We start from the raw sequence: 21,825 nt of genomic DNA on the forward strand, positions 1-21,825 counted from the left end.
AGATTATTTCAAAGTCGGAACCTGCAATATCATTATTCCTGAAAATATACCCGTTTTACCCGCTGTGAAATTCCTGTTAATATTTCGTAGGGAATAGTCTCCGCCCATTGTGCCACCTGCTGTACGGCAAGGTCCTGGCCGAATACAATCACTTCATCACCTTCCATGACATCGGGAATATGGGTTACATCCAGCATAATCATATCCATGGCCACCACGCCTATTACCGGCGCCAGCTTGCCTCGGATCAGCATCTTGCCCTTGCCCAAGCCCAGCCTGCGCGGATAGCCGTCTGCATACCCGATCCGCACGGTAGCGGTAACGGAAGGCGCATGCGCTTCCCACCTGGCGCCGTATCCCACGGTATCGCCGGGTTGCAGGTATTTCAGCTGTGCGATGGTTGTTTTCAGGGTGCTTACATTTCGCAGCTGCTCCTGAATACCATTGCTACTGTCTATTCCATACATACCGATGCCCAGCCGCACCATATCCAGGTGCAGGTCGGGGTACCGCGTAATAGCCGCACTGTTGGCAATATGCCGGATCACCGTGTATCCCAGCGCCTTCTGCAGTTCATGGCTCATTTCATAGAAAAGACGCCCCTGTTGCTGTGTCAGCGCATCTTTGGAAGGATCTTCACTGGCGGCAAGATGACTGAAGATAGACTGTACCTTCAGCAACGGGGCCGCAGTGAGTGCCTGCGACAATGCCGGAATATCGCTTTTTACAAAACCCAGCCTGTGCATACCGGTATCCAGCTTAATATGTACCGGGAATTCCGTTTTGCCCGCCGCACTTACTTCTTCCATAAACTGCAGCAGTATATGCATGGCATATATCTCCGGTTCCAGGTTCCAGTGCAGGATAGCGTCGAAACTGGCCGGCTCCGGGTTCATCACCATGATAGGCATGGTAATACCCGCCCTTCTCAGTTCCACTCCTTCGTCGGCGTAGGCTACCGCGAGGTAATCCACCCCGTGAAACTGCAGCAGGTTAGCTATCTCAAAGCTGCCGCTGCCATAGGAGAAGGCCTTCACCATCGCCATCAGCCGGGTATCAGGCTTCAGCATGGACTGATACAGCTTTACATTGCTGGCCAGTGCGGTGAGGTTAATTTCCAGGATCGTCTGGTGCGCTTTCTGCTCCAGCACCTTACCGATCCGTTCAAACTGAAATATGCGGGAACCCTTTACCAGTATAGTTTCGTTCTCAAAATCATCTGCATTGAACTGCTGTATGTATTCATCGGTGGTATTGAAAAACTGTGTTTTCAACCCTTCTACCTGCTGAAAACTTTTCTTTTCGCGGGTGATGTTTTTACCAATGGCAATCAGTTTGTTGATACCTTTCTTCTGCAGCAGGTCTGCCACTTCCTCGTACAGGGTGGCATCGCTTTTACCGCTCTGCAATATATCGCTGAGTATAACAGTACGGGTAGCATGCTGCTGCTGTTGCTGCAGGAAGTCCAGTGCAATGGTCAGCGAGCCTAAATCCAGGTTATAGCTGTCATTGATAACGGAGCAGTTGTTGATACCCTGCTTCAGTTCCAGGCGCATGGCAATGTTGCTGAGCAGATCCATACGTTGCTGAATCACCTCCTGTTCCTTACCCAGATGCAGCATCAGCGCCCAGCAGTGAATGGCGTTTTCAATGGAACCCTCATCCACAAAGGGGATCGTGATGTGCAGCGTCTCCTGTTTATACAGGGCTTCAATGCGGGTATGATGATCATGCTTTTCTGTGCTGACGATACGCAGGTCGGCATCCGTTTTCCGGGACCAGGAGAAAAGCTCCGGCCCGCCGCCGCCTTCCTGGTTATCCTTCTTCCCTACCTGGTTGTGGAAAGATAATACACATTCGTTCAGCGCAAGATAATCCTTGCAGTAAATCAGAATATCGCTTTTCGCAAATAATACCAGCTTCTCATTAATCTTCTGCCTGATATTCAAAAAACCTTCGCTGTGTGCTTCTCCGATATTGGTAAAGATGCCGATAGTAGGACGGATGATCTTTTCCAGGTTCACCATTTCACCAGGTTGTGAAATACCGGCTTCAAAAATTGCCAGCTGGTGTTCCGGTTTCATCTGCCATACAGACAAGGGCACGCCTATCTGAGAGTTGTAGCTCTTGGGGCTGCGCACAATGTTGTAATCTTTTTCCAGCAGCTGGTATAACCACTCTTTTACAATGGTTTTTCCGTTACTGCCGGTAATACCAATCACCGGAATATGAAACTGCTGCCGGTGCGATGCCACCAGCGTGTGCAGCGCATGCAGCGTATCTTTTACCAGTATGAAATTTGCTTTAGGATATTTTTCCAGTGGCACAGGCTCGCTCACAATAAAGTTGCTGACGCCTTTGCGGTACAATTCATCAATGTACTGATGCGCGTTGCGCCGTGGGCTTACCAATGGTATGAACAGTGATGTTTCCGGGAAGCTCAGCTTCCGGCTGTCCAATAAGAGATGGTCAATTTCAGAAAATCCTGTCTCTTGCAACAATTCCCCTTTGAGAGTTTTGTTGATGCTTGCTGCGTTATACACTTTAATCAGGTTTGAATAATCACTTAGCAGCTACAAAATTAATCTGGAGCTGCTTTTTACTTTACTTCACCTTCCGGCAATCCTTTTTTCTGATGATAGAGGGAATAAAGAATGGAACCTCCAAGGCATAATACTATTACAATTAAAGACACATATACTGGTATATGTATAAAATAATCTGCCAGCATTTTTAAGCCTATGAATATAAGTACGACGGCAATACCCTGCGGCAGATAATCAAATTTATCCACGGCGCCTCTCAGCAGGAAGAACAGGGAACGTAAGCCCAGTACTGCAAAGATGTTGGAGGTATATATCACCACCGGTTGCTGCGATATGGCAAATACCGCCGGTATGGAGTCCAGCGCGAAAATAATATCGGTTACGGCCAGCATGACTACTACTACAGATAACGTTGTAAGATATACCTTATTATTTCTCCTGATAGTAAATCTTCCTTTAGGCTCTTCCGTTGTCACCCGCATATACCTGTACATAAAACGGTAAGCCATATTCTCCTCCGGTTTGAATTCATCTTCCGGATTCGCTTTAAACATCTTTATACCGGTATATAACAGGAAAAGCCCGAAAATATAAAGTATCCAGTGGAACTTGTTAATCAGCACCACGCCCACACTGATGAAAATGGCTCTGAATATAAGCGCCATCAGAATACCTATCAGCAGCACGCGGGAATAATTCTCTTCCTTTACCTTGAAAAAACTGAATATGAGAATGAACACAAAAATATTATCCATGGATAATGACTTCTCCATAAGATAAGCACTCATAAAGCTGACAGCTGTATTGGCACCATCCTCAAACCACATGAACCCGAAGAACAGAACGGATAGCCCGATCCAGAATATACTCTGCCAGAAGGCTGTTTTTAGAGATGTTTTTTGACCTTTCTTACTGAATAATCCAAGATCGAAGATTAAGGCCAGGACGATCACTATGCCGAAAATGAGATACGTCCACTGAATGGGTGTCATGTGACTGTTTTTTTTATGAGCAGCAAAGATATGTAAAAGGAATTTACGGATTTTTTGATTTCGTGATTTACGAATTTTAAAATGCAGCGGAGATTGTTATTTGATATATGAATAAATTATAATCTCCGCTGCATTTTAAAATTCGTAAATCACGAAATCAAAAAATCCGTAAATGAATCATTTTATTCGCTGTACCTGCGTTGGCGTACAAACTGGAATACCATGGCAAAAAGCAGCACCATACCGATGGGTACAATGAAGCAGATGATCTGCCATTTGGTTTTTTCCTGTTTTATCTTTTCTCCGTTAAGCAGGCGGAGCGTCAGTTCTTTATTACGGCTTTCCATGATGCCGCCGTTACCGCTGAGGTATTCAAGACAGTTGAGGAAAAACTCCTTATTGGCAAAGGCATAGCCGGGATTGAATTCATTGATGCCCATCTGCAGCGGACCTTCTTTGCGGGAAACAGCGTTCGCAATCAGGTCGCCGTCGCTTACCACAATCATTTTATTCGGGCCGGTGCCGGTTTCCCGGAAAGGCTTTCCCGAAGCGCGTTGCAGCGTATTCATAGTTTCCTGGTCCAGCCGGTTGCGGAATAGTGAACTGAATTGTCCTTCCAGCAAAACCGCTGCAGGCAGGTTTTTCAGCCGGTATTCACGCATATTGGGTTTGGTTTTTACAATATCCCAGCTGATCTGTGCTGGTATGCGTACGGTGCGGCTGTTGCCGGAAGTAGTCAGTAGTACGGTTTTCCGGATGCCTTCCGCTTTAACGGTGTCCAGCGAGCTGACAAACCTGCTCAGCACCATATCCATATTTTTTACAATGGGATGCGCGCCGGTGGGTGTCAGCATCGGAAAATACGGGAACGGAACGGGTTGTATCTGCGGTCTGTTACCGACGTTACCTACAATCAGCGGCACTATATCGCATTGTATATCCTGCATCAGGTCCTGGTTGATACGCACGCCATAACGGAAAAGCAGGTCTTCCAGATTCAGGCCGCGGTCAAATGCCAGGTACTCCGGATGCCGCTGCAGGCTGTCCAGTGTAGCATTGGTTTCATCAATAAACCACAGCACCTTTCCGCCATTCATCACATACTGGTCTATCTTCAGCTTATCAAGATCGCTGAAAGCGGCCGCCGGCTTCGCAAACAGCAGTATGTCGAAATCTGCCGGAATATGAGAGGTGGTCTGTAAAGTAAGCGTATCCAGCCCGAAGCTGGTCTGCAGCGTATTTAATGCATCGTATACTTCTGCACCCAGCGACTCGCCGTTGCCCAGCATATATCCTATCAGTGGTTTTTTATCTTCCTGCAACTTGCTGATAGCATTGGTGAACTGGTATTCCAGCAAGGCTTCGGAATTGTTCATGGTTTGCATCGGATCCTGCCCTCCCTGATTTTTCAGGAGGTTTACACCGATCGTTTTTCCTTTGTAATGCACCAGCGCTCCGGGGAAAATCAGTTTCTGGGCAAATCCTTCACCGGCATCTTCCTGCACTTTCATATTGAAAGGCATAATGCCCTGCGCCGTCAGCTCTCCGAAAAATTTCATGCGGGCAGAGTCAGAAAGCCCCTGGCCGGGATTGACAAAGGTGAAACGTATATTTTGTTTACCGTATTCCCGGAATTCTTCCAGCAGCTCCCGGGTAGACTGTGCCAGCTGCCGGAAACTGGCAGGATAATCGCCTTTCAGGAATACTTCAATATCCACCGGACTGTCCAGATGACGCAGCAGCTGCCGTGTATTTCCTGTAAGGGTATATCTTTTTTCAGCAGTAAGGTCCCATCTGCCATGCAGGTACGCCGCCGCTATATTAACGCCTACCAGCGCCAGTATTACCAGCAACGCACTTTGTATATATTTCTTTCGTGTAGCCACCATAGTTAGTCGTTGAGTATTTTTTTATTTTATTATTTGAGATTTGAAATGCAGCGGTTGCCTGCATTTATATTTTTATCTGAGATGTATGCATTAGCGGAAAACCATTCATAGCACCAATAACCGAATCTCAAATAATCAAATAATCAAATAATTTCAGGTTTGCCAGAGCTTTCTCTGGAGGGATAGTTTGGTAAGGTATAGCATCAGGCCGATGAGACTGAGAAAATAAATGATGTCCCTGCTGTCAATAACACCACGGCTGATGGAGGTATAGTGAAATTTGATGCCGGCCATCTGCAGGTAAAAGTCTGCACTGCCACTGAAGGCAGGTATTTTACTGAGCGCATCAAAGCCGTTGTAGAAGATGAAGCTGGTGAAAACCGCTATGAGAAAGGATATCATAGCATTAGCCGTTAATGAGGAGGCCCATATACCGATGGCGGTAAACACGGCGCCCAGCAGCAGCAATCCGAGGTAGGAACCGATAATGCCGCCATTGTCGAGCTGCTGCGGGTTTACACTTAACTGCCTGATGGCAATATAATAAACAAGGGTAGGTATCAGGGAGATGACAACAATCAGGAAGCTCCCCAGGAATTTTCCTGTCACTACCTGCCACCAGCTAAGGGGGCGGGTGCTGAGCAGTTCCATGGTGCCGGATTTGAATTCATCTGCGAAGCTGCGCATCGTAATGGCGGGTATCAGCAGCAGGTAGATCAGTGGCGCCAGGTCGAAAAGCGGATCCAGATTGGCGTAGCCGGTATCGAGCAGGCTGGTTTCCGGAAAAACGAAGAGTAATAAGCCGTTGGCAAGTAAAAAAAGAATGATGGCCACATAGCCTGTTACGCTGCTGAAAAATTGATTTATCTCTTTCTTAAAGATGGCAAGCATGGACAGTTTTGTAAGGATTAGGATACATAATGATACAAATATATAGGAAAAGAAAATCAGCCGTTATATGTGTGGCTTCAGGACATTTTCAGGATAGGTGCCGTCTTTATACATTTCCCACAGCGGGCTTTCTGCCCGGAGAGTGTTGACAGTATCCGTAACGGTGCGGATGGTGTAGTCAATCTGTTCATCGGTGGTAAAGCGGCCCAGACCGAAGCGCAGAGAGGCATATGCAAGATCGTCCGGCGTATTCATGGCTTTCAGTACGTAGCTGGGTTCCAGGGAAGCCGCTGTACAGGCGGATCCGGAGGAGAGCGCAATGGTTTTGCTGAAGCCTGTCAGCAGTGTCTGTCCTTCTATATACCGGAAAGAAATATTCAGTACATGAGGCAGCCGGTATTTCGTATTGCCGTTAACGTAAGCCTGATCCAGTAGCAGTAATCCTTCCTGCAGCCGGTTGCGGAGGGCTTCCAGGCGGGGAGCTTCCGAATCCATTTCCTGCATGGCCAGCTCGCAGGCTTTACCCAGCCCTACGATTCCCGGAACGTTGAGGGTACCGGAGCGGTTGCCGCGTTCGTGGCCGCCGCCGTGTATCTGGGCAATGAGCTTTACCCGCGGGCTTTTCCGGCGGATGTATAAAGCTCCGGCTCCTTTAGGACCGTACATTTTATGGGCGCTGACTGCAAGCAGGTCTATGCCGTCTGTCTGCACATTCACCGGTATTTTGCCGGCTGCCTGTGTAGCGTCCGACAGGAAAATTACGCCGTGCTTTTTGGCTATAGCACCAATTTCTGCTACCGGATTGATGACACCGGTTTCATTGTTGGCATACATAAAGGCCAGCAGGATGGTTTGCGGTGTGATGGCTGCTTCCAGCGCCTGGAGGTCGGGCCGTCCGGTATTATCTACCGGCATGCAGGTTACCCGGGCGCCGTTTCTTTCCAGGTGTCTGCAGGTATCCAGTACCGCCTTGTGTTCGGTTGCTGCGGTAATGATATGGTTACCCTTGCCGGCATACATCTCAAAAACGCCTTTGATGGCGAGGTTGACACTTTCTGTTGCGCCGGAGGTAAAAATAATTTCCGTTGGTTCTGCCCCGATAAGTCTGGCTACCTGCTCGCGGGCATTGTCCACCGCTGCTTCTGCCGTCCAGCCAAAAGGATGGCTGCGGCTGGCAGCATTACCATACATCTCTGTAAAGTAGGGTAACATTTCCGCCACTACCCGCGGATCGCAGGGAGTAGTAGCGTTATTATCCAGATATACAGGCAGCTTCAACATATTTGTTTTAAAGTTTATATTATTCTCTAAACAATCCAAATCTACAACATAAGTTCTATTTTTAACTGGTCATAAATGACCTCATTTTATTGTACCAATTAAAATAATTCAGATGTTAAAAGTAGAGCATATAGGTATTGCGGTAAAGTCATTATCCGTTTCCATTCCATTGTTTGAAAAATTGCTGGATACGCCGTGCTATAAACAGGAAGCGGTGGAAAGCGAGCAGGTACAGACTGCCTTCTTTCAGCAGGGAGAAACTAAAATAGAACTGCTGGAAGCTACCGGCCCGGACAGCGCCATTGCTAAGTTCCTGGAGAAAAAGGGAGAAGGGATGCATCATATTGCCTTTGAGGTAGCAGATATTTATGCAGAAATGAAAAGACTACAGCAGGAAGGATTTGTTTTATTGCAGGAAACACCGAAAAAAGGGGCTGATAACAAGCAGGTTTGCTTCCTGCACCCTAAAAATACAAACGGCGTTTTGATCGAAATTTGTCAGGAAGTCAAGTAGAGAATTGCTTATATATGTCTAATTTAAATAATTAGATTTTTTTTAGTTTTTTTTCCATTTTAGCAATCCAAACGAATCCTTCTATACGTAGGTAAAGATGAGTGACCCCGGAAAGCAGATAAGAATGAAAAAGCGAACCAAAATTTTTTCTCTTTTTTTGAACAAAACTATTTTCCCGGACGTTATCTCTAAGTAAGAACTTTAAACAATCAAGAAATATTCAATACTCAAAATATTATAAGGCTTAAGTTTTACACATTAACAAACTTTAAGCTTTCACGATTACTCTAAAGTTGGCATAGGTTATGAACACCTGCGGGTTTTTTAGCTTGCAGGTCTTTTTTTTTAGCCAGCTCCATTGTCCAGTGGGTTTTCTTTCCGGTAATGCAGTACTTATACTCCGGTACTTTTGTACGCTTTTACACAGTACTTCAAGGCTCAGTTTTTCAATTCTCCGTTTCTTCGGTAAGGGAAAGTCATGTAATGTAGTCAGGTGGGACTATATTAAAACGGGATTAGGAAGGATTAATTGCATAATGAGGAAAATAATTACGAATTGCGAATTACGAATGTAGTAGCGAAGAGCTAAACGAAGATTAAAAGGTGATAACTATAAAATATCCTCCTTCATCTTCGTTTAGTTCTTCGCTACTACATTCGTAATTCGCAATTCGTAATTCGTAATTATTTAAGCGAGTACTTTTTCCATCCCCGTACTCCTGGATCCTTTAATAAGTATATAAGTATCCTGCAGTTGCTGTTGTTGCAGCCATTTGCCGGCTTCGGCAGAATTTTCCAGATATATATATGGGTGGGTAATTTTTTTGAAGTCGCCGCCAACAAGTACAACGGCGTCCCAGTGGGTGCGTTCCAGCATGGCTACCAGTGCTTCGTGTTCCCGGATGCTGTCTGCGCCGAGTTCCATCATAGCGCCGAGCAGGAGTACTTTCTTCGGAGCCTGGATGCCGGCGAAGTTATCGATCGCAGCCTTCATACTGGAGGGGTTGGCATTGTAGGCGTCCATGATGATGGTATTGCTGCCTTGCCTGATTACCTGGGAGCGGTTGTTGGAAGGTGTATATGCGGCAATAGCGGCGGCGGCTTTTGCAGGAGGCACTTTAAAGTGGCTGGCTACTGCTATGGCGGCCATTACATTCGGGAAGTTATAGGCGCCCACGAGTTGTGTCTGGATAAATCCGGCTTCGCCGTTTACCTGAACGCCGAGGAAAGCGGTGTCGGCAGCGGGAGTGCCGGTATAGTCCGCATCCTTGTTGCCATAGGTAATGATATGCGGAATGCCTTTGCTCATTTCCACGAGGTAGTTGTAATCATGGCAGACGAATACGGTGCCGTTGGTGGCGCGCAGGAAATCATAGAGTTCTCCTTTGGCTTTTTTAACGCCTTCTTCACCGCCGAAGCCTTCCAGGTGAGCCTTTCCGATATTGGTGATAATACCGTGCGTAGGCAGGGCTATTTTACAGTAGGAGGCGATTTCCAGCTGGTGGTTGGCGCCCATCTCAATCACGGCAATTTCCACATCAGGGCGGATGCTGAGGATGGTCAGGGGAACGCCGATGTGATTATTGAGGTTGCCTTCGGTGGCATATGTTTTAAGGCCGGCAGATAATGCAGCATTAATTAATTCTTTCGTAGTGGTTTTACCGTTAGTACCGGTGATGGCAAGAACGGGGATGTTCAGCTGCTTCCGGTGTTCCAGTGCCAGCTGCTGCAGGGTTTCCAGTGCATCGTCTACCAGCATCATTTTGTCCGGCCGGGTAAAATAGGCGGCTTCGTCTACCACGGCGAAGGCGGCTCCCATTTCCAGCGCTTTCGCTGCGAACTCATTGCCGTTGAAATTATTACCTTTCAACGCGAAAAATATATCGTTAGTTCTCAGTTTACGTGTATCTGTTTGTACGCCTGGGTTTTGCCGGTAAATCTTATACAGTTGTTCTATACTCACGGTAAGTGTGTTTGATACAAATGTATAAAAAACCGGAAATTCCAAAGCAACCCATCCAAGCCTTCTCCCGTAAACATATCAGCAAAATGGATCTATGAAACGAATAACCCTTCTGGTATCAGCCATTGCGCTGATAACGTCCTGTAAGAATGAACAGGCGCCAGCACCCGTCAGCGGTGGTCTTGACTGTAGCAAGGCAAAGATCGACAGCTCCTATGTGGCAGCTGCTATCCGCACCAATTGTACCAGCCGTGGATGCCATCGCGGAGGAGCATCCACGATCCCGGATTTTTCTTCAGTACTGAAACTGAAGCAGTTTATTAACAACAAGCCGGCAGTATTTGCCTTGCGGGTAACAGGTCCGCAGGCCAATATGCCGCCGCAACGCTTCCCCCCGCTGTCACAGGGTATGAAAGACTCTCTCGCCTGCTGGGTGGCGCGTGGAATGCCTGATAAATAACCTTTTAAACCCGCAATCATGAAGAACCTGCTGTTATTACTGGGATGTATGCTGCTATGCCTGCAGGCGGAATCGCAGGATATTTTTTCCTGCCGCAATGCAAATCTGTCTTTCTTCTCTTCCGCTCCGCTGGAAGATATAGAAGCCAAAACAGATAAGGGCGTATCTGCCATTAACATCAAGACAAAGGCCATCTATTTTAAAGTGCCTGTAGCTTCCTTCAAATTCAGGAAAAAGCTGATGGAGGAACATTTCAACCAAAATTATCTGGAGAGCGACAAGTACCCGTATGCAGAATTCAAGGGGAAAATTACAGAAGAAACTGATCTCACAAAAGACGGAACTTACCCGGTAACGGTAACGGGTACACTGAGTATTCACGGAGTAGAAAAGAACTACCAGGAAAAAGGCACCATTACGGTGCAGGGCAACAATATCAGGGCTGTCGCCACATTCAACGTACATGTAGCAGATCATCGCATACAGATTCCCACGATTGTTGTGAAAAACATTGCCGAAGTAGTTGCTGTAACGGTAAATGCAGGGTATACGCCTGTAAGCAAATAACTGAATTATTATCAACCCATGAAAATGATTGCTATCATGCTGCTATGCTGCAGCATCAGCGCCTGGTGTACGGCGCAGGACGATCTGTCCCGGATGTTCGATACCACCGGTCCCAAACACAAACGCGTGCTGTATACCTATAAGGGAACACGCATTATACTCGGACAATCCACCGAGATGCTCCGTAAACATGAGCTGGATTTCAGGATAGATCACCGCTTTGGCGATGCTGCCGGAGAATTTGGCGGTCCGAAAACCTTTTTCGGAACGGATAATTCCACCGATATACGCATTGCATTCGAATATGGCATCACCGATCAGCTGATGGTGGGCCTGGGCCGCTCCAAAGGCGGAGGCGTACAGCAGCAGCTGATAGATGCGCTCGTAAAATACCGGTTGCTGCAGCAGACAACGGATAATTATATCCCGGTATCGCTGGCCGTGCTCGGCAACGCAACGATCAGCTGCATGACTTCGGCTGATGATGAACATGAACCTACTTATTTCGGTACTACTGCAGATCGCCTCAGTTATGTGGCGCAGGCCATCGTGTCCAGAAAATTCGGCGACCGGCTGTCGCTGACATTGTCGCCTACCTATGTTCACCGCAACCGTGTAGGCTACCAGGATATGAACAATATGTTTGCGCTGGGAGCTTCCGGCCGCCTGAAGATCTCGAAAAGAGTAGGCTTCGTAATGGAGTACTACTTCCCTTTCCGGTCGCAGGAAAGCAAGGACTATTTCAAATCGCAGGGAATTACATTTTACAATCCGCTCGGCGCAGGTATAGAGATAGAAACCGGCGGCCATGTATTCCGTATCAACTTTACCAACTCCACCGCTATCCAGGAAAGTCAGTTTATTCCTGAAACGGTAAGCTCCTGGCTGCAGGGACAATACCGCTGGGGTTTCAATATTTCCCGTAGATTTACGTTATTCGGGAAAAAAGATTGGAAAAAATAAAATGCCATATACGTGTTAATTCACCCTTTGCCCGCATTGCGGCAAAGGTGATGGGCGTTAAGGGAATAGCCATGGTACTGGGGCGCACCATCCACTTATATGGTGCGTCCCGCCTGGAGTTTCTGTCCAATATAGCATGGCTGCGGCATGAGGCATGCCACCTGCTGCAGTACCGGCAATACGGTTACGCCGGTTTTATGTGCCGGTATCTCTGGGAAAGCGCCCGCAGAGGCTATTACAACAATCGTCTGGAAGTGGCGGCAAGGCTGGCAGAAAAAGATCAGCATATTTTAAACCGCATTGAAATTCTATAAAGAATCGTTAAAGTGTACCGTCCGGCATATTTTTTATACCGACTGCCTTTATTTTCCTTATTTTTACGTTAAAGGTTGATTTTATGGTTAAGAAGGTAACAGAGGGCATCACTATAAGCGTGGAAACATTTTACCAGCCGGATTATTCAAATCCTATTGGTGGCGAATTCATGTTTGCTTACCGTATCACCATTGAAAACAACAATACATTCCCCATAAAACTGCTCCGCCGCCACTGGTATATCATCGATTCGAACGGTACCCACCGGGAAGTGGAAGGAGAAGGCGTAGTGGGCGTTCAGCCGCTGCTGGCCCCCGGTGAAACCTATCAGTACGTCTCGGGATCGAACCTGCGTACGGAGATAGGCAAAATGTACGGTACCTACCAAATGGAAAACCAGCTGGACAAGAAACTCTTCGAAGTAAGGATTCCTGAATTCCAGATGATTGTTCCATTTAAACTGAACTAGAAAAGTTATTACGGTCTGTACTTAGCTTCCTTAAAGATTTCAAGTAAATTCTTCATCTCCATTAACTGTTGCACCGTTGTTTCGGGGTGTGCGTTCATGTATTTTTCTATAATACGGTAACCCACGAAGTAGCCTATTTTTCCAGGGGCGCCTTCGGGCATACCCTGAGTGGAGGGCGCATCTGTCATGAAATGGTTGATCTGCTGCCAGTCGGTATTATACAGCAGGTTGTTCTGCACAAAGAACTGCCAGATCATCTTTTCATTATCATGGCACCACTGCAGCTGATCTTTCGTATAGCCAAAACGGATAGTATCAGGCGTAGCGGGCAGTACGGCAGCCAGGAAATACTGCTGCTTGCCGGCCTCTATCATCTGCTCCAGCAGGCCGCCGCTGGTACGCGCCGCAGGATACAGCTGCTGCTGTAATACCTGCATACAGTTGGCGACAATGTACTCCGGCGCAAAACGATGAATCATATAATCCGGATAATCCGGTATACGGCTGTAGGGCGGAAAATCTTCTCCCATATACATATCCAGACCGATACCCAGGATAGAATCCACTGTGATGGCGCCATAATTGGCAATGGCAGAAATAAAGGTAATGACCTTCGGGGGCCGGAAAGAAGGAATGTAATATTTAGTATAGCGGAAAGCCTCTGTCAGACCCGTTTGCAGCTGCGATAAGTCGGCATACTTACGGGCCACATCCTTTTCCAGCTGCCGGAAATCGGGATTGGTCAGAAACCGTTTTAACTGCTGCTGTACGCCCAGGCTGCTATCTGAATATGCTCCCATATTCATGATCTCAGCAAAGTACACCGGCAGAAATACCGGATACGCCACATGCAGCCGCGATACCCCCGGTTGTAAATTGTTTGTATCCAACGCAAACAGCGCGGTATCAAACCGTTCAATACTAACGTGCACAGGTATCTGACTGACATCCGGCGCCTTTTTGCCCGACTTGCAGCCACCTGTCACCAACAATATGGCAACACAGCTTTGCAGAAAATAATGTTTCATTTGAATTCGCATCGCTGTAAATATATAATAAATAATAATTACGAATTACGAATTGCGAATTACGAATGTATAGGCGAAGATTAAAGCGAAGATTAAAACGAAGATTTAAGGAGATGTTTAATAGTTATCTTCTTAAATCTTCGTTTTAATCTTCGCCTATACATTCGTAATTCGCAATTCGTAATTCGTAATTACTTTTCATTTTGGTAATTTCATGTTTTAAACTGGACCTTAATATGAAACGGATTTTCCTTTTAGCACTGACATTGGGAATGGTGAAAATGGGGATAGCACAGCAGGGAATGGGTACATTCAGAAGCAGGGTACGCCTGGGTTTCAAGGTAGACCCCATGATCTCGATACTGAAACCGCAGGAATCGGGTGTAAATCGCAACAGCGCCAAAGCCGGACTGAGCTTCGGCCTCATGGCAGATTTCAACCTGAATGAAACCGGTAACTATGCCATTGCCTCGGGATTTCAGGTGGTACTGGCCGGCAGCAAGCTGAAATATGACGCCGGTAAAGGGCTGAGCGACTTTAAAGGAAATCCGGCCGAATATAATATGAAACTCACCTACGTGGAAATACCGCTGGCACTGAAGCTGAAAACCACTTCAAACGGCGGTCTGGACTGGTGGGGCCAGTTCGGTACCTTCCTCTCGTTCCCGGTAAGCGGCCGCGCAGATGTTATCTCCCTCAGTCAGACACATGACAGGGTGAACATCCTGAAGGAAATGAACCGTATCAATATAGGCATGCTCATTGGCGCCGGCATTGAATATCCGCTGGGTGAAACACTGACTGGCGTTGCTGGTATCACCTACCAGAACGGATTTGTAGATGTTACCCGGAACGGAAAATGGGATGACGGAAGGGTAAATTTAAATAGCTTTGCCCTGCGCCTGGGCGTGTTCTTTTAGCAGATAACTGTTACTTTAATTGGATCTAATTATGAAGATTATACTGGCACAACAGAATTACTATATAGGCAACTTCGAATATAATACACAGAAAATAATCGATGGCATCAAAGCCGCCAGAGCACAGGGGGCAGACCTGGTCGTGTTCTCCGAACTGTGCGTATGCGGCTACCCTCCGCGCGACTTCCTGGAGTTTGAAGACTTCATCGCACAAAGCCATGCGGCTATTGACCGCATTAAAGCGCATACACAGGATATTGCCGTGCTGGTAGGCGCTCCGGCCCGCAATCCGCAAAAAGAAGGAAAAGACCTGTTCAACGCTGCCTGGTTCCTTTACGAGGGAGAAGTAAAACAGGTGGTACATAAAACACTGCTTCCTACCTATGACGTATTTGATGAATACCGCTATTTTGAACCCGCCTACGAATGGAATGTCATTCCTTTCAAAGGTAAAAAACTGGCTGTAACCATCTGTGAAGATATCTGGAACCTGGGAGATAATCCGCTGTACCGCGTTTGTCCTATGGACCTGCTCATGGCGCAGGAACCAGACGTGATGATTAACCTGTCTGCATCTCCCTTTGACTACGATCATGATGAAGACAGGAAAGAGATCATCCTGGCCAACGTACTCAAGTACAGGCTGCCCATGTATTATTGCAATACGGTGGGTTCTCAGACAGAAATTGTATTTGACGGCGGCTCCCTCATTTATGATGCAAAGGGTAATGTGGTAAAAGAACTGCCCTACTTTGAAGAAGCTATGGGTGGTATGGAACTGGAAAAGCTTACCGGCAGCGGAGAAGCGCCGGTGCGGATGCAGGAGTTCACGCCGCTTACCAAACTGGTGTTTGACCATAACATCAACCGCATCTACGACGCGCTGGTGCTGGGCATCCGTGATTATTTCGGGAAGATGGGCTTTAAAAAGGCCATCCTTGGCTCTTCCGGTGGTATAGACAGTGCCGTTACCCTCGCCATTGCCTGCGACGCTCTTGGCAAAGACAATGTGAGAGCCATTCTTATGCCTTCTCCCTACTCTACTGAACACTCTGTAGATGATGCGGTAGCATTATCCAAAAATCTGGGTAACCCCTACGACATCATCCGTATCAATGATATTTACCAGAGCTTTCTGGATACGCTGGAGCCTTATTTTAAAGGGCTGCCATTCAATGTGGCAGAGGAAAATACGCAGTCCCGCATCCGCGGTAACCTGCTGATGGGCCTTTCCAACAAATTCGGATATATCCTGCTGAATACTTCCAACAAAAGTGAGCTGTCTACCGGCTACGGTACCCTGTACGGCGACATGGCCGGCGGCCTGTCTGTGCTGGGCGATGTATACAAGATGCAGGTATATGCACTGGCCAGGTATATCAACCGCGACAGGGAAATTATTCCGGTAAATATCATCGAGAAGGCGCCGTCTGCAGAACTGCGTCCGGATCAGAAGGACAGCGACAGTCTGCCAGACTACGCCGTACTGGACAGTATCCTGTACCAGTACATTGAACGCCGCCAGGGACCAAAGGAAATTATCGCTCAGGGCTTCGATTCGGCTTTGATTTCGCGCACCTTAAAGATGGTGAACACCAATGAGTACAAGCGAAATCAGTTTTGCCCTATCATACGCGTATCTTCAAAAGCCTTTGGTGTGGGCAGAAGGATACCTATCGTAGGCAAGTATCTTAGTTAGCTTTTGGCTAATTTTCTATCTTTGACCAAATTTTATACAAATTATACATGTTACAAGTACCGTTTATACGTCAAAATAAAGAGCTGGTATTGGAAAGACTGGCTGTAAAACATTTTAAGGAAACAGCCCTGATCGATGAAATAATTGCCCTGGATGACAGGCGCAAGAAATTAACCCTGGAGTATGATGAAACACAGGCGCAGGTAAACAGCCTCTCCAAAGAGATCGGGAAGCTGATGGCGCAGGGAAAGAAAGAAGAAGGGGAACAGCAGCGCGCTGCCGTTAATGCCCTGAAAGAGAAGCTCGGTCCTGTAAATGAAGAATTGAACGCTACTGAAAAAGCACTGCACGATACCCTGGCAAAAATACCGAACCTGCCCTCTGTACAGGTGCCTGCCGGCAAAACGCCGGAAGACAATGTAGAGGTGCGCAGAGGGGGTACCATCCCTACCCTGGATGCCGCAGCCGTACCACACTGGGATCTGGCTAAAAAGTACGACCTGATTGACTTTGAGCTGGGTAATAAAATCACCGGCAGCGGTTTCCCTGTTTTCAAAAACAAGGGCGCCCGCCTGCAACGCGCACTGATTCAGTATTTCCTGGATTATAACATCGGCAACGGCTACCTGGAATATGCGCCTCCCTACCTCGTTAACGAAGCCTCTGCATACGGCACGGGCCAGTTACCGGATAAGGAAGGACAAATGTACCACGCTACAGAAGATAACTATTACCTGATTCCTACTGCAGAAGTACCTGTAACGAACATCTACAGAGATGAGATCGTGAAAGATACAGACCTGCCTATCAGAATGACTGCCTATACGCCCTGCTTCCGCCGCGAAGCCGGCTCCTACGGCAAAGATGTACGTGGCCTCAACCGCGTACACCAGTTTGATAAAGTAGAAATCGTGCAGATCGTACATCCGGAAAAATCCTACGAGGCGCTGGACGAAATGGTGGCGCATATCGAAAAACTGCTGAACGCACTGGAACTGCCTTACCGCATCCTGCGCCTCTGTGGTGGCGATATGAGCTTTGCTTCTGCCATCACCTACGATTTTGAAGTGTACAGCGCCGCCCAGCAAAAGTGGCTGGAAGTAAGCTCTGTATCCAACTTTGAAGCCTACCAGACCAACCGGATGAAGATCCGTTATAAAGAAAACAACGGCAAGCCACAGCTCACCCATTCCCTGAATGGCAGCTCCCTGGCACTGCCACGTATCATGGCCAGCCTGCTGGAAAACAACCAGACCCCGGATGGAATCAGGCTGCCGGAAGTACTGCACAGGTATTTCGGCGATACCACCATTTAATAGCTGGCTATTTGATTATTTGAGATTTCTCTTTGTTATAAGTGCCCTCTGGTCCATCCGGAGGGCACTGTTATTTGGTTATTTGGTTATTTGAGATTTGGTTATTTGTCATGCAGCGAAGACCTGAGTGGAAATGAATATATGCTCAGGTCTTCGCTGCATGACAAATAACCAAATCTCAAATACCCAAATAATCAAATAAATCTATTTTTGTGTATGCGACACTTTTTGCCCAATGGGGAGGAGCTTACTATCAGATGGCCTGAGATCGGCGATGCGCCTGGTTTGCTGGCGAATTTTCAACGGATGATCGGAGAAACGGACTTCCTGTTGTTTACGCGGCAGGAGGCGGGAGAGCTGGATGTAAAGTCAGAAGAAGAGTTTATTAAGTCTTATCTTAACTCCGGCGATCAGCTGATGCTGTTGGCGGTGGCAAGAGATACCATTGTAGGATCTGTTACGGTGAATCACAGCGGGTATCATAAGAAGGGACACATCGCTGAAATGGGTATTGCCGTGGAGAGAGCCTGGGGGAATATGGGAATCGGGCGGCGGCTGATGACGGCCATGATACGATGGGCGGAAGCGCATAAAAAGCTGCAGATCATTTACCTGAATGTATTTTCTACCAATGAGAAAGCCATGCAGCTATACCGTAACTTTGGTTTCCTGGAATGTGGCCGTATGCCGGCAGGTATAGCCCCGCGCGATGGTGAATATGCCGACCTTGTAATGATGTACCGTCGCGTGAAACCATAATTTTTCACGATTCAAGCAGAAGAATATGCAACGATATGACCGTCAGACGAGACTGGAAGGCTTCGGGCCGCAGAAGCAGGCCCTGCTGCAACAGGCTGCCGTACTGGTAATAGGCGCGGGAGGCCTGGGAGTCCCGGTTTTACAGTATCTAACGGCAATGGGTATAGGAAAAATCGGTATCGTGGAAAATGATACCGTTTCCGTCACCAATCTGCAAAGGCAGGTACTTTATGCTACCGCCGATGCTGGTAAGCCAAAATTGCAGCAGGCCGTTAAACGCCTGCAGGCACTGAATCCGGAGGTGACCTTTATATCGCATGATACCTGGCTTACCGTTGATAATGCCCTGGAAATTATCAGCGCCTATGACGTAGTAGCAGACTGCTCCGATAACTTCGGCACCCGTTACCTGGTCAGCGATGCCTGTGTGATTGCCGGAAAGCCGCTCGTGTACGGCGCTATCTATAAGTATGAAGGGCAGGTCAGCGTATTCAATTACGATGGCGGCGCCACCTATCGCTGTATTTTTCCGGAAGCGCCGGAAGACGGAGAAATGCTGAACTGCAGCGACATCGGCGTATTGGGCGTACTGCCCGGTATCATTGGCTGCTACCAGGCCAACGAAACGGTGAAGGTCATCACCGGTATCGGTACCCCGCTGAAAAATCAACTGCTTACGATAGATACCCTGCATAATACCCATCTTATTTTTAACATAACCCCGGTGCCGGCCAATCAGCAGCTGACGCAGCTGCAGGCAGACTACCACCAGACCGTTTGTGAAGTGAACCAGATACAATCCTTATCCGTTCAGGAATTGAACGAACGTCTGCTGACAGACGATAACCTGCTGCTCCTGGATGTCAGGGAAGATGATGAATGGCAAATATGCCATATTCCGCAGGCACTGCATATCCCTATGGGACAGGTGTTACAGCGGGTGCAATCGCTGCAGCCGGAAAAACCGGTGGCGGTCATCTGTCATCATGGTATGCGTAGTCGCGCGGTAGGCCAGCGGCTGGCAGAGCTGGGCTTCCGCCAGGTGTATAATGTGGAAGGCGGTATTCATGCGTGGGCCTGCGTAATTGATCCTCAGATGCAAACCTATTGATAGTGGTAACAGAACTCTGCTTTCTTTTTTTCCTGGTGGCGCTGGCCTATTCTGCTGCCGGTTTTGGCGGCGGTTCCAGCTACCTGGCGCTGATGGCGCTGTGGAGTGTGGATTTTCAGCTGATGAAATCCACTGCATTGCTATGTAACGTAGCCGTAGTTGCCGGCGGTGTCTATCATTTTTACAGAAGCGGGCACCTGCCGCTGAAGAAGGCCTGGCAATTATCGCTGGTGAGTGTGCCCCTGGCCTTTGCAGGTAGCTACCTGCCATTGAAGCAGGAGACTTTTTTCCTGTTGCTGGGCATTGCATTAACACTGGCGGCGGTGTTTATGTGCTACCGGCTTTTCTTTGAGAAAGAAGGCGATCCGGCAGCGCTGCGTAGCGGAAACGGAATGCTGTATGGTGTTATCGGCGGTGGTATAGGGCTGCTGTCCGGTATGACAGGCATTGGCGGCGGCATTTATCTGTCGCCGGTATTGCGGCTGGGAAAGTACGATACTGCGAAGAATATAGCTGGTCTCAGCAGCTTTTTTATATTGGTGAATTCTATTGCCGGTCTGCTGGGGCAGGCGGCGAAACATGCCATTGTTTTTAAGTGGGATTTTGCCGGCCCGTTATTACTCTCCGTGATTATCGGCGGCCAGGTTGGCTCACTGCTCAGTGCGCGGATACTCAAACCGCGGTGGGTGGCCGGTGCTACGGCATTGCTGATATTATATGCAGGGGTGAGAATGCTGATTAAATAATTATCCTCCTATTACAGACATGCTTTCCGGCAGATGCAACAGTTGCTTTTCTGCTTCAAATCCGTTTGCAGCACGGTGTTGCAGCGCCTCGCGAACTGCCCCCAGCAGCGCGGGGGCGCCGGCATTGCTGCGCAGCATATCCCGTACATTTAATACATCTGTTCCGTACAGGCATGTTTTGATACTACCGGTAGCGGATATACGCAGCCGGTTGCAGGACCCGCAGAAAGTACGGCTGTAGGCAGGTATCACGCCAATGTTGCCCTGGTGGCCGGGGATGCCGTAATGTAAGGCGGTAGTATGCGGGGCATCGGGTAATTTATAGAGGTCGTAACGGGAACGGATATACTGTAATATTTCGCGGTAGTTCCAGCGTATGCCTGAAAAAGCGTGTCCCTGGCCGTTGAAAGGCATCTCTTCAATGAACCTGACAGATATGGGATATTGTGCTGTCAGCGCGGTAAAGTCCAGCAGTTCGTCGGTATTCACATCTTCCATGACCACCACATTTATCTTTACCTGCATGTCATGGGCCAGGAGGTTCTTCAGGGTGAGCATAACGGCATCGAATTTAGGCCGGCGGGTAATCTGCCGGAAGCGCTCCGGCTGCAGGGTATCCAGGCTGAGGTTCACTTTGGTGATACCCAGCGCTTTCAGTTCGTGGACGTAGCTGTGTGTCAGCACACCGTTGGTAGTGATGGAGATAGTATTGATACCTGGGATTGCTTTTATTTTTTCCAGGAGCGGGAGCAGCTGCGGGCGAAGGAAAGGTTCTCCGCCGGTGATGCGCACCTTTGAGATGCCGTTGCCGGCAAGTATTTCCAGCAGGGTGATGATTTCCTGATCGGTGAGCAGTGCGGCGGATGGCACAAAATGCATATGTTCCGGCATGCAGTAAGTGCAGCGGAGGTTACAGCGGTCTGTAACTGACAATCTAACGTAATCGATTATACGATGATGTGCATCCCTGAGCATGGCCTAGCAGTTTTGTCCGGCCTGCGGATTGTCAAATGCGTTACGGTCGTCTTCATCGCGTGAGGTGAGGCACTGGAAATCCTTTTCCACCAATACTTTCAGCTCGGAGCCGTCTGCATTGGGAAGAATAAGTTCAAACCCCACCTGATCCGGCGCATACCAGGACTGCAGCCTTTCTGCAGGGAGCAGCAGGTGTACGCCATCATGTTCCAGCCGGATAACCGGATCGGTGATATCCCGGGAGCGCAGCACGAAGTGTAGTGCCCCTGTGCCGATATGCGTGATAGACTCCACTTTGCCGGCTTCTTCCAGCAGGGATACATCCAGCTTATCTAACCGGTACCGGATGCTGTTGCCTCTCAGTCTTATCTTCATAAAAATTGATTTTATGCCATACTAAAAGTACTACATTATCAGGGCT

At 48.0% G+C, this 21,825-nt stretch carries 21 protein-coding genes; 12 read left to right on the plus strand and 9 right to left on the minus strand.

From position 1 onward, the window contains the following. Window positions 1-32: 32 nt before the first annotated feature. The 5 genes from GWG06_RS22690 to GWG06_RS22710 all read right to left on the minus strand — a co-directional run bounded on the left by GWG06_RS22690 (window position 33) and on the right by GWG06_RS22710 (window position 7,599). The gene (locus tag GWG06_RS22690; RefSeq protein ID WP_127040622.1) at window positions 33-2,543 is read right to left on the minus strand and encodes a bifunctional UDP-N-acetylmuramoyl-tripeptide:D-alanyl-D-alanine ligase/alanine racemase; all 2,511 of its coding nucleotides are present in this window, start codon (window positions 2,541-2,543) and stop codon (window positions 33-35) included. Between the two features lie 56 nt (window positions 2,544-2,599). Then, window positions 2,600-3,538, minus strand: coding sequence for a TerC/Alx family metal homeostasis membrane protein (locus tag GWG06_RS22695; protein ID WP_160716209.1), 939 nt, complete (start codon window positions 3,536-3,538; stop codon window positions 2,600-2,602). 182 nt (window positions 3,539-3,720) lie between these two features. After that, a complete protein-coding gene (gene gldG / locus GWG06_RS22700; RefSeq protein ID WP_127039593.1) occupies window positions 3,721-5,427 on the minus strand; it encodes a gliding motility-associated ABC transporter substrate-binding protein GldG in 1,707 nt (568 codons plus the stop codon). A gap of 153 nt (window positions 5,428-5,580) precedes the next feature. Further along, window positions 5,581-6,318 carry a gliding motility-associated ABC transporter permease subunit GldF gene (gene gldF, locus GWG06_RS22705; RefSeq protein ID WP_127039596.1) on the minus strand — a complete coding sequence of 246 codons (738 nt, stop codon included), beginning with the start codon at window positions 6,316-6,318 and terminating at the stop codon, window positions 5,581-5,583. 63 nt (window positions 6,319-6,381) lie between these two features. Further along, entirely contained in the window at window positions 6,382-7,599 is a 1,218-nt protein-coding gene (locus GWG06_RS22710) for an IscS subfamily cysteine desulfurase (protein WP_276529322.1), read from the minus strand. A gap of 112 nt (window positions 7,600-7,711) precedes the next feature. Between GWG06_RS22710 and mce the strand changes: the two genes are divergently transcribed. Next, the gene (gene mce / locus GWG06_RS22715) at window positions 7,712-8,113 is read left to right on the plus strand and encodes a methylmalonyl-CoA epimerase (RefSeq protein WP_127039599.1); all 402 of its coding nucleotides are present in this window, start codon (window positions 7,712-7,714) and stop codon (window positions 8,111-8,113) included. Window positions 8,114-8,801: 688 nt separating this feature from the next. Here the strand turns inward: mce and GWG06_RS22720 are convergent. Then, window positions 8,802-10,076 carry a UDP-N-acetylmuramoyl-tripeptide--D-alanyl-D-alanine ligase gene (locus GWG06_RS22720; RefSeq protein ID WP_160716211.1) on the minus strand — a complete coding sequence of 425 codons (1,275 nt, stop codon included), beginning with the start codon at window positions 10,074-10,076 and terminating at the stop codon, window positions 8,802-8,804. Between the two features lie 94 nt (window positions 10,077-10,170). Between GWG06_RS22720 and GWG06_RS22725 the strand changes: the two genes are divergently transcribed. The 5 genes from GWG06_RS22725 to apaG all read left to right on the plus strand — a co-directional run bounded on the left by GWG06_RS22725 (window position 10,171) and on the right by apaG (window position 12,850). Beyond that, window positions 10,171-10,536, plus strand: a complete 366-nt coding sequence (locus tag GWG06_RS22725; protein WP_160716213.1) for a hypothetical protein — start codon at window positions 10,171-10,173, stop codon at window positions 10,534-10,536. Window positions 10,537-10,554: 18 nt separating this feature from the next. After that, the gene (locus GWG06_RS22730; RefSeq protein ID WP_127039608.1) at window positions 10,555-11,103 is read left to right on the plus strand and encodes a YceI family protein; all 549 of its coding nucleotides are present in this window, start codon (window positions 10,555-10,557) and stop codon (window positions 11,101-11,103) included. A gap of 18 nt (window positions 11,104-11,121) precedes the next feature. Next, on the plus strand, window positions 11,122-12,066 hold the full coding sequence (locus tag GWG06_RS22735; protein WP_160716215.1) for a DUF5777 family beta-barrel protein: 945 nt from the start codon (window positions 11,122-11,124) through the stop codon (window positions 12,064-12,066). Further along, on the plus strand, window positions 12,054-12,380 hold the full coding sequence (locus tag GWG06_RS22740) for a DUF4157 domain-containing protein (protein WP_160716217.1): 327 nt from the start codon (window positions 12,054-12,056) through the stop codon (window positions 12,378-12,380). Before GWG06_RS22735 ends, GWG06_RS22740 begins: the two co-directional genes overlap by 13 nt. A gap of 83 nt (window positions 12,381-12,463) precedes the next feature. Beyond that, entirely contained in the window at window positions 12,464-12,850 is a 387-nt protein-coding gene (gene apaG / locus GWG06_RS22745) for a Co2+/Mg2+ efflux protein ApaG (protein WP_127039616.1), read from the plus strand. 8 nt (window positions 12,851-12,858) lie between these two features. Here the strand turns inward: apaG and gldB are convergent, their stop codons facing one another. Beyond that, window positions 12,859-13,878 carry a gliding motility lipoprotein GldB gene (gene gldB, locus GWG06_RS22750; RefSeq protein ID WP_160716219.1) on the minus strand — a complete coding sequence of 340 codons (1,020 nt, stop codon included), beginning with the start codon at window positions 13,876-13,878 and terminating at the stop codon, window positions 12,859-12,861. 236 nt (window positions 13,879-14,114) lie between these two features. On the opposite strand from gldB, the gene GWG06_RS22755 reads away from it, so the two are divergent. From GWG06_RS22755 to GWG06_RS22780, 6 genes are all read left to right on the plus strand, one after another. Then, the gene (locus GWG06_RS22755) at window positions 14,115-14,798 is read left to right on the plus strand and encodes a porin family protein (protein WP_160716221.1); all 684 of its coding nucleotides are present in this window, start codon (window positions 14,115-14,117) and stop codon (window positions 14,796-14,798) included. A 31-nt stretch (window positions 14,799-14,829) separates the two neighbouring features. Further along, window positions 14,830-16,497: an NAD+ synthase gene (locus GWG06_RS22760; RefSeq protein ID WP_160716223.1), complete on the plus strand. Its 1,668-nt coding sequence runs from the start codon at window positions 14,830-14,832 to the stop codon at window positions 16,495-16,497. 47 nt (window positions 16,498-16,544) lie between these two features. Continuing rightward, on the plus strand, window positions 16,545-17,813 hold the full coding sequence (gene serS, locus GWG06_RS22765) for a serine--tRNA ligase (RefSeq protein WP_160716225.1): 1,269 nt from the start codon (window positions 16,545-16,547) through the stop codon (window positions 17,811-17,813). A gap of 216 nt (window positions 17,814-18,029) precedes the next feature. Next, window positions 18,030-18,572: a GNAT family N-acetyltransferase gene (locus GWG06_RS22770; RefSeq protein WP_160716227.1), complete on the plus strand. Its 543-nt coding sequence runs from the start codon at window positions 18,030-18,032 to the stop codon at window positions 18,570-18,572. A gap of 25 nt (window positions 18,573-18,597) precedes the next feature. Then, on the plus strand, window positions 18,598-19,683 hold the full coding sequence (locus GWG06_RS22775; protein ID WP_127039634.1) for a HesA/MoeB/ThiF family protein: 1,086 nt from the start codon (window positions 18,598-18,600) through the stop codon (window positions 19,681-19,683). Window positions 19,684-19,685: 2 nt separating this feature from the next. After that, entirely contained in the window at window positions 19,686-20,429 is a 744-nt protein-coding gene (locus GWG06_RS22780) for a sulfite exporter TauE/SafE family protein (protein WP_158631496.1), read from the plus strand. Here the strand turns inward: GWG06_RS22780 and moaA are convergent, their stop codons facing one another. Beyond that, a complete protein-coding gene (gene moaA, locus GWG06_RS22785; RefSeq protein WP_160716229.1) occupies window positions 20,430-21,404 on the minus strand; it encodes a GTP 3',8-cyclase MoaA in 975 nt (324 codons plus the stop codon). It abuts the gene before it with no gap. Window positions 21,405-21,407: 3 nt separating this feature from the next. After that, on the minus strand, window positions 21,408-21,779 hold the full coding sequence (locus GWG06_RS22790) for a DUF7009 family protein (protein ID WP_127039643.1): 372 nt from the start codon (window positions 21,777-21,779) through the stop codon (window positions 21,408-21,410). Window positions 21,780-21,825 lie beyond the last annotated feature (46 nt).

It is taken from the genome of Chitinophaga solisilvae (genome assembly GCF_009928525.1).
Classification (GTDB): Bacteria; Bacteroidota; Bacteroidia; order Chitinophagales; family Chitinophagaceae; genus Chitinophaga; species Chitinophaga solisilvae.